Origin of the sequence: Kitasatospora sp. Root107 (assembly GCF_001424875.1) — a bacterium.
Classification (GTDB): Bacteria; Actinomycetota; Actinomycetes; order Streptomycetales; family Streptomycetaceae; genus Kitasatospora.
In genome coordinates this window covers 64,511-70,054 of record NZ_LMCT01000029.1, presented here as the reverse complement: position 1 = coordinate 70,054, position 5,544 = coordinate 64,511, and the positions used below count along the sequence as shown (strand labels likewise).

General features: G+C 74.1%; 6 protein-coding genes and 1 pseudogene. 2 read left to right on the top strand and 5 right to left on the bottom strand.

The genetic code is table 11. From position 1 onward, the window contains the following. Together ASC99_RS24175 and ASC99_RS24170 are read right to left on the bottom strand one after the other, a co-directional pair. A partial coding sequence (locus ASC99_RS24175) for an FAD-dependent oxidoreductase (protein ID WP_369825149.1) occupies positions 1 to 474 on the bottom strand: 474 nt, incomplete at its 3' end. Positions 475 to 849: 375 nt separating this feature from the next. Further along, positions 850 to 1,743 carry a trans-aconitate 2-methyltransferase gene (locus ASC99_RS24170; RefSeq protein WP_057235587.1) on the bottom strand — a complete coding sequence of 298 codons (894 nt, stop codon included), beginning with the start codon at positions 1,741 to 1,743 and terminating at the stop codon, positions 850 to 852. Positions 1,744 to 1,790: 47 nt separating this feature from the next. Between ASC99_RS24170 and ASC99_RS24165 the strand changes: the two genes are divergently transcribed. Further along, a complete protein-coding gene (locus ASC99_RS24165) occupies positions 1,791 to 2,360 on the top strand; it encodes a helix-turn-helix domain-containing protein (protein WP_057235584.1) in 570 nt (189 codons plus the stop codon). Positions 2,361 to 2,374: 14 nt separating this feature from the next. Here the strand turns inward: ASC99_RS24165 and ASC99_RS24160 are convergent, their stop codons facing one another. The 3 genes from ASC99_RS24160 to ASC99_RS24150 are packed head-to-tail and all read right to left on the bottom strand — an operon-like array spanning position 2,375 to position 3,492. Next, positions 2,375 to 2,608 carry a DUF6296 family protein gene (locus ASC99_RS24160; protein WP_057235581.1) on the bottom strand — a complete coding sequence of 78 codons (234 nt, stop codon included), beginning with the start codon at positions 2,606 to 2,608 and terminating at the stop codon, positions 2,375 to 2,377. Between the two features lie 11 nt (positions 2,609 to 2,619). Continuing rightward, on the bottom strand, positions 2,620 to 3,054 hold the full coding sequence (locus tag ASC99_RS24155; protein ID WP_082598580.1) for a lipopolysaccharide assembly LapA domain-containing protein: 435 nt from the start codon (positions 3,052 to 3,054) through the stop codon (positions 2,620 to 2,622). 36 nt (positions 3,055 to 3,090) lie between these two features. Further along, positions 3,091 to 3,492, bottom strand: a complete 402-nt coding sequence (locus ASC99_RS24150) for a hypothetical protein (protein WP_057235577.1) — start codon at positions 3,490 to 3,492, stop codon at positions 3,091 to 3,093. Positions 3,493 to 4,254: 762 nt separating this feature from the next. Here ASC99_RS24150 and ASC99_RS38845 point away from each other — a divergent pair. Further along, positions 4,255 to 5,544 (top strand): annotated as a pseudogene (locus ASC99_RS38845) (hypothetical protein); the annotation flags it as partial.

The window sequence follows — 5,544 nt, the reverse complement described above, 5'->3', positions numbered from 1 at the left end:
CCGGACGCCGGTGATCCGGGTACCGGCTGCGTCCGCCACCGGTTCCAGCACCTCGCACCGGTCCTGGATCTCCACCCCGGGCAGCGCCGCCACCCGCGAACGGAGGTAGCTCTCCAGCGCGGGCCGACTGACCATCAGACAGGGCAGCGCCGAGTCCCCGCCGCTCAACTCGTGCCCGTCGTTGAACCACCGCACGTCCGCCTGCGCGTCCCGGACCAGCGCACCCTGCCCGACCAGGTCCTTCCCCAGCCCCGGGAACAGCTCCTCCATCACCTCGAACCCCCGCGACAGCACCCCGTGCGCGTGGTGGCTCTGCGGCACTCCCCGGCGCGGCACCCCGCCCTGCGGCAGTGTGTCCCGGTCCACCAGGGTGACCCGCTCGTACGTCTCCGACAGCACCCGGGCCGCAAGCAGCCCACCGATACCCGCCCCCGCCACGACCGCGTGGCCACCTGGTCCGCTGCTCTCCGGCATGCCGTCCTCCTCGTCCCCGGTATTGCAGGGCCCAGCATGGCCGTCCCGACTTGGCGGACGATTGCCATCCGATTGCCACGCCGGTCGGGGAACGACGATCGGCCCCCGGCCACGGGCAGAACCCGAGGCCAGGGGCCGATCCGACGGGGCGGTCACCTGCGGCGCCGTCAGCAACCGCGGGCGACCGCCCCGCCACCACTCAGCACTGGGGACGACGACCGTGGTTCGCCCCGCGCTTGGCGCGAGCCTTCTTCTTGCGACGGCGCTTCGACGACATGACCACTCCTCTCGGGACAACTGCACCCACGTTCGCACACGGCGCTGTCCCCTGCCTCCCGGCCACGCCGCAGCGGAACACCGATCCGTGACGTACCGTCACCCGGTCGGCGGCACCGGGCGACGGGCCACCCAGACGCTCCGTTCGGCCCGGATCACCAGGTCCTCGCGCCGCAGTACGCCGTCGGGGCCGTCGCTGTCGGTCAGGACGTCGAGCACGGCCAGGTCCTCCGCATCCAGCCGGTCGCCCAGCACGCCCCGCACCCGCCGCAGCAGGGCCTGGGCGTAGCGCCCGGTGGCCTCGGGCAACGGGTGGCGCAGTTCGATGCCGAACACCCGCTCGGCCTCGATGGTGAACCCGGCGCCGGTCAGGCGCGGGCCCCAGTCGTCGCCCAGATGCGGTACCTGCTCCGCGTGCCGGTCGGACATCGCGGCCCGGCAGCGCTCCTCGAGCCCGGGCCGGCCGAGGCCGAGGTCCTCGGGCAGGAAGCGCGGGAAGCCGTCGATCTCGACCACGGCCAGCAGACCGCCGGGACGCACCACCTCGAACACCTCCCGCAGCGACCGGTCGGGGTCGGCCATGTGGTGCAGCGACGCCGCCGCCCAGACCAGATCCGCCTGGTCGACGTCGGGCCGGCCGGCGTCCAGGTCCGCCTCGACGGTACGGACCCGCCCGGCGACGCCGCGTTCGCGCGCCCGGTCGAGCAGGTGGCCCAGCATGTACGGGGACCGGTCGACGGCCACCACCTCCGCCTCGGCGAACCGCGACAGCAGGGCGAAGGTGCCGGTGCCCGTACCGCTGCCCAGGTCGAGGATGCGGCGTACGGGTGCGTCGGTGGCGAAGTCCTTCAGCCACCCGGTCAGCTCGGACAGGTGGGCGTGCAGGACTTCGGCGTCGAGATCGAGCATCTCGGCCAAGCCCGCTTCGTCGTGCTCGTGCGAGTGCTCGGGCGAAGCGGCGTGGTGCTGGTGCTGGTGCGAGTGGTGAGCCATGGCCCCGACCCTACGAGGGCTTGCTCAGATCGCATAGCATCTTGCCTATGACGCAAGATGACGGCGCTCTCGACGCCTTGGTACGCAAGCGGATCAGGGGCCTGCGGGTCGCGATGGGCCTGTCACTGGACCAGCTCGCCGAGCGCTGCTTCCTCAGCCCCTCCACCCTCAGCCGGATCGAGACCGGCCACCGGCGGATCAGCCTGGACCAACTGGCGTCGATCGCCCGGGGGTTGGGCACCACGCTCGACCAGCTGGTGGAGACCCCGAACGACGGCGACGTGGTGATCCAGCCCCACCACGACGTGACCCGTGGGCTCACCCAGTGGAGGTTCAGCCGCGATCCCGGCGTCACCGTGGCCAGGATGCGCCTCACCAGACCCGCGCCGACCGCGACCAGTGCGCTCAAAGCCCATCCGGGCATCGAGTGGTTCACCGTGCTGTCCGGCACCGTCGTGCTCCTGCTCGGCGACCGACGGATCGTGGTCGAGGCCGGGCAGGCGGCCGAGTTCTCCACCATGGTTCCCCATGCCATCGGCGCCCAGGGCGGCCCGGCCGACATCCTGGGCATCTTCGACCACGACGGCCGGCGCACCCACCTCCGCGAGGCCGACTGAGCCGAACCGCCCGGTCAGGGGAGCGGCCGCGCCGTCATCGGAGTGCGCGGCATCTGGTGGCCCCCGCTGGCCAGCATCCGGACCTCGCCGCGATCGCTGATCTCGGCACGGACGATCCCCGTCACGTCCGCGTACACCGGGTGCCCGCCCGGGCCTCGTTGGCCGGTGGGTTCCACGATCACGACGTCCTGGTCCCCGGGGGAACCCGGATCGCCGGGGAAGGCGAGGGCAAATCTCTCGGCGGCCATGGCGCTCTCCTTCACTCCTCGACCGGTCGTTCGTTCTTGGCCGCGTCCCCGCCCGAGCTCCCCGGCTCGACGGCCGTCCCCGCCTGGTCAACCGGAGGCGCCGGGGCCGGAGCAGCGAGGTTCTTCCGTGCCACCCGCCGTAGTTGGAGGATCCGGGCGGTGCCAGGGATCACCACCAGCAGGATCCCGCAGACCGCGGACAGCAGCAGCGCGACCCCGAGCGGCAGGTGGCTGTGCACACCGAAGAACGCCACGTCGACCTGCTGGGTGTTCTCCAGGATGAAGATCAGGAGCAGCAGCAGGACCACGCCGAACAGCGCAATGCCGACCCAGGTCGCGCTCGTTCGGGTGCGCTTCGGTGTCCGGCGATCCGAGCCGGCAGACCGGAAACCCATCAGCAGACCTCTTCTCTCGCACTCGGCGACGGGCAAGATCTCCTCCAGCATGCGGCCCGGTCCGGGCTGCCGCCCGACGGCCGCCGCTCAGCGGTACGGGTCGAAATCGTCCCGGTGGGTGACCCCGGAGTCACCCGCCAGGCGCCAGTGCCGGTAGTGACCGGCCTGCCGCCAGGTCTCGGAGGCGGCCACCATCTCGTCGATCCAGGCGGCGACCTCCGGCAGGCAGGTCCGCACCAGAATCTGCCGGGCCGCAGCCCGCTCGGTGGCCGGCAGCGGGCCGACGGTGAGGGACAGCCGCGACCGCAGCGTGGGATGGACGTTCACGCCGTACCACTGGATGCCCAACAGGCTGCCGTCCTCGTGCGGACGGTCGGAGAAGTACAGCCGCTCGACCCGGGTCATCCGCTCGCCGAGCGCGGCGTCGAGGTCGGACGGGGTGAGTGGCCAGGACAGGTGGCGTGGCAGTCTGCGGTTTCGGGCCGGCATCGGACGAGCTTCGCAGACCTGCCCGCCGGACCGCGCGCCCTTTTGGTCTCCTGGGCACGAGGCCTGACCTGCAAATCCGGCCCCGGCCGCAAGTTGAGTACCCATACTCATGTCCCTTCACCGGCGCGGCCGCCACAATCACCAGCATGAACACCGGTTCACCCGCCTGTCCGGGCTGTGCTTCGCCCCTGGGGCCCGCCCCCGTCGCCCGCTGCCCGCAGTGCCGACTGCCGTTGCTCGGCCAGGACGCGGCCGCCCTCTGGCAGGTGACCCTCGCCCTCGCCGGTCTCGACGCCCAGCGGCACTCGCTGCTGCTGCACCGCGACCATCTGCTGGCGGGGCTGCGCGCCCGGCAGGACCTGCCCGACCCGCCGCCGCACGCCCCGTACGCGCCGACGACGCCGCAGTGGCCGTCGCAGCCGCAGTCACAGCCGAACGAGGTCTCGGGCCCGTCCGCGCAGACCGTCCTGCTGGCGCTGGGCGGGCTGCTGGTGGCCGTCGCGGCGCTGGTCTTCACCGTGGTCAGCTGGGGCCAACTCGGCCTCGGGGCCAAGGCGTTGATCCTCACCGCCGTCACGCTCTGCGCTCTGCTCGCACCCGTCCCACTCCGTCGGCGCGGGCTGACCGCCACCGCCGAGACGTCGGCCGCCCTCGGGCTGTCGCTGGTCCTGCTCGACTGGTACGCGGCCCGCGCCGTCGGCCTCGGCGGGCTGGACCGGATCGGCGCCGCCGCCTACTGGGCGGGCATCACCCGGCGCGGCCGTGCGCCTGCGCGGGCCGCTGCCGGTGGCTCTGCTGCTGCTCCAACTCCCTTGCCTGTTGGTGGCGGTGGCCACCGACGGCGGACCGGTCGCGATCGCCGTCGCCTGCCTGCTGACCGCGCTGCTCGACCTCGCCCTCGCCACCCGCACCACCGCCCTGGCGCTCACCGTCACCGCGACGGGCTGGGCACTGATCGGCGGCCTGCAGTCCGGCGGCCGGCTGGCCGCCGCCGCCACGCTCGCCGACGCCCGGCCCGACTGGCTCCCGCTCGCCCTGCTGGCGGCGCTCGGCCTCGCTGCCGCCCTGCTTCCCGCGACCACCCTGCCCGCGCCCCTGCGCGCCGCCGAGCCGCGTTGCGCGTCGGCCGCCCTCGCCGGAGCCGCCCTTCTGACCGGACTCGGCGGCAGCCTGCGCTTCGCTCTCCCGGCCGACTGGGCCCCAGCGGCCTACGCCGTCCCGGGGGCACTGCTCGCCGTGGCAGGGGTCATCGCGCTCACTGTCCCTGAGCCCCGGCACTCCCCCGCCTGGCGCGGCCTGCTCGGCATCGCGGGCAGCACCCTCGTCCTGGCCCAACTGCCCGTTCTGCCAGCCCTGTTGTACGCCTTCTTCGCCCCGGCCGCCCAGTGGGCCGACACCTGGCTCGCCTTCGGCACCCACTCCACGTGGCAGCTCGGCGCAGCTCCCTTCGCCCTGCCGTGGCTGCTCGTCGCGGCCCTGGGTGCGGCAGCCGCCCGCTGTGCGAGCACCGGCCACCGGCCGCTCGCCCGGCAGCTGCTCCGCTGGGCGGTGGCGGTCGGGACCCCGGCCGTCGTCCTGCTGCCTGCGGTGCTGCACCTGCCGCTCCGGACCGGCGCCGCCTGGGCCCTCCTGACCGGCGCCGCCTGGGCCCTCCTGCTCACCGTCGGCGCCACGGCGGCGCTGGTCCGCCGCCCGGCCGACCCGGCCGCCGCGCTCGTGCTGCTCGCCCCGACCGCCGTCGCGGCGGTGCTCTGGGCCGGAGCCGACCGGCCGACCACCATCGCCGTCTGGTCCGTACTCGCCGTCCTGGCCGCCCTGTTGGCGGCCACCCTGCCGGCCCCGTGGGCACCGGCTCCCGCCGTCGCCGCCGTCCTCTCCCTCGCGGTGGTCGCCGTCACCGCCGGTGCGACGGCCGGGCTCGCCCCGTACGAGTACGCCTTCGCCGTCCTCGCCGTCACCACGCTGTCCGTCCCGGTGGCCGCCCGCCGGGGTGGGCCGGTCGGCCTCGCCGTCGAGCTCGCGGGGTACGCGCTGACGCCGGTCGCGCTGGTG

Bases quoted from the DNA above. Each gene is read 5' to 3' on its own strand.
- ASC99_RS24170 (WP_057235587.1), bottom strand. From the start codon at position 1,743: ATGGCTCACCACTCGCACCAGCACCAGCACCACGCCGCTTCGCCCGAG.
- ASC99_RS24165 (WP_057235584.1), top strand. From the start codon at position 1,791: ATGACGCAAGATGACGGCGCTCTCGACGCCTTGGTACGCAAGCGGATC.
- ASC99_RS24160 (WP_057235581.1), bottom strand. From the start codon at position 2,608: ATGGCCGCCGAGAGATTTGCCCTCGCCTTCCCCGGCGATCCGGGTTCC.
- ASC99_RS24155 (WP_082598580.1), bottom strand. From the start codon at position 3,054: ATGCTGGAGGAGATCTTGCCCGTCGCCGAGTGCGAGAGAAGAGGTCTG.
- ASC99_RS24150 (WP_057235577.1), bottom strand. From the start codon at position 3,492: ATGCCGGCCCGAAACCGCAGACTGCCACGCCACCTGTCCTGGCCACTC.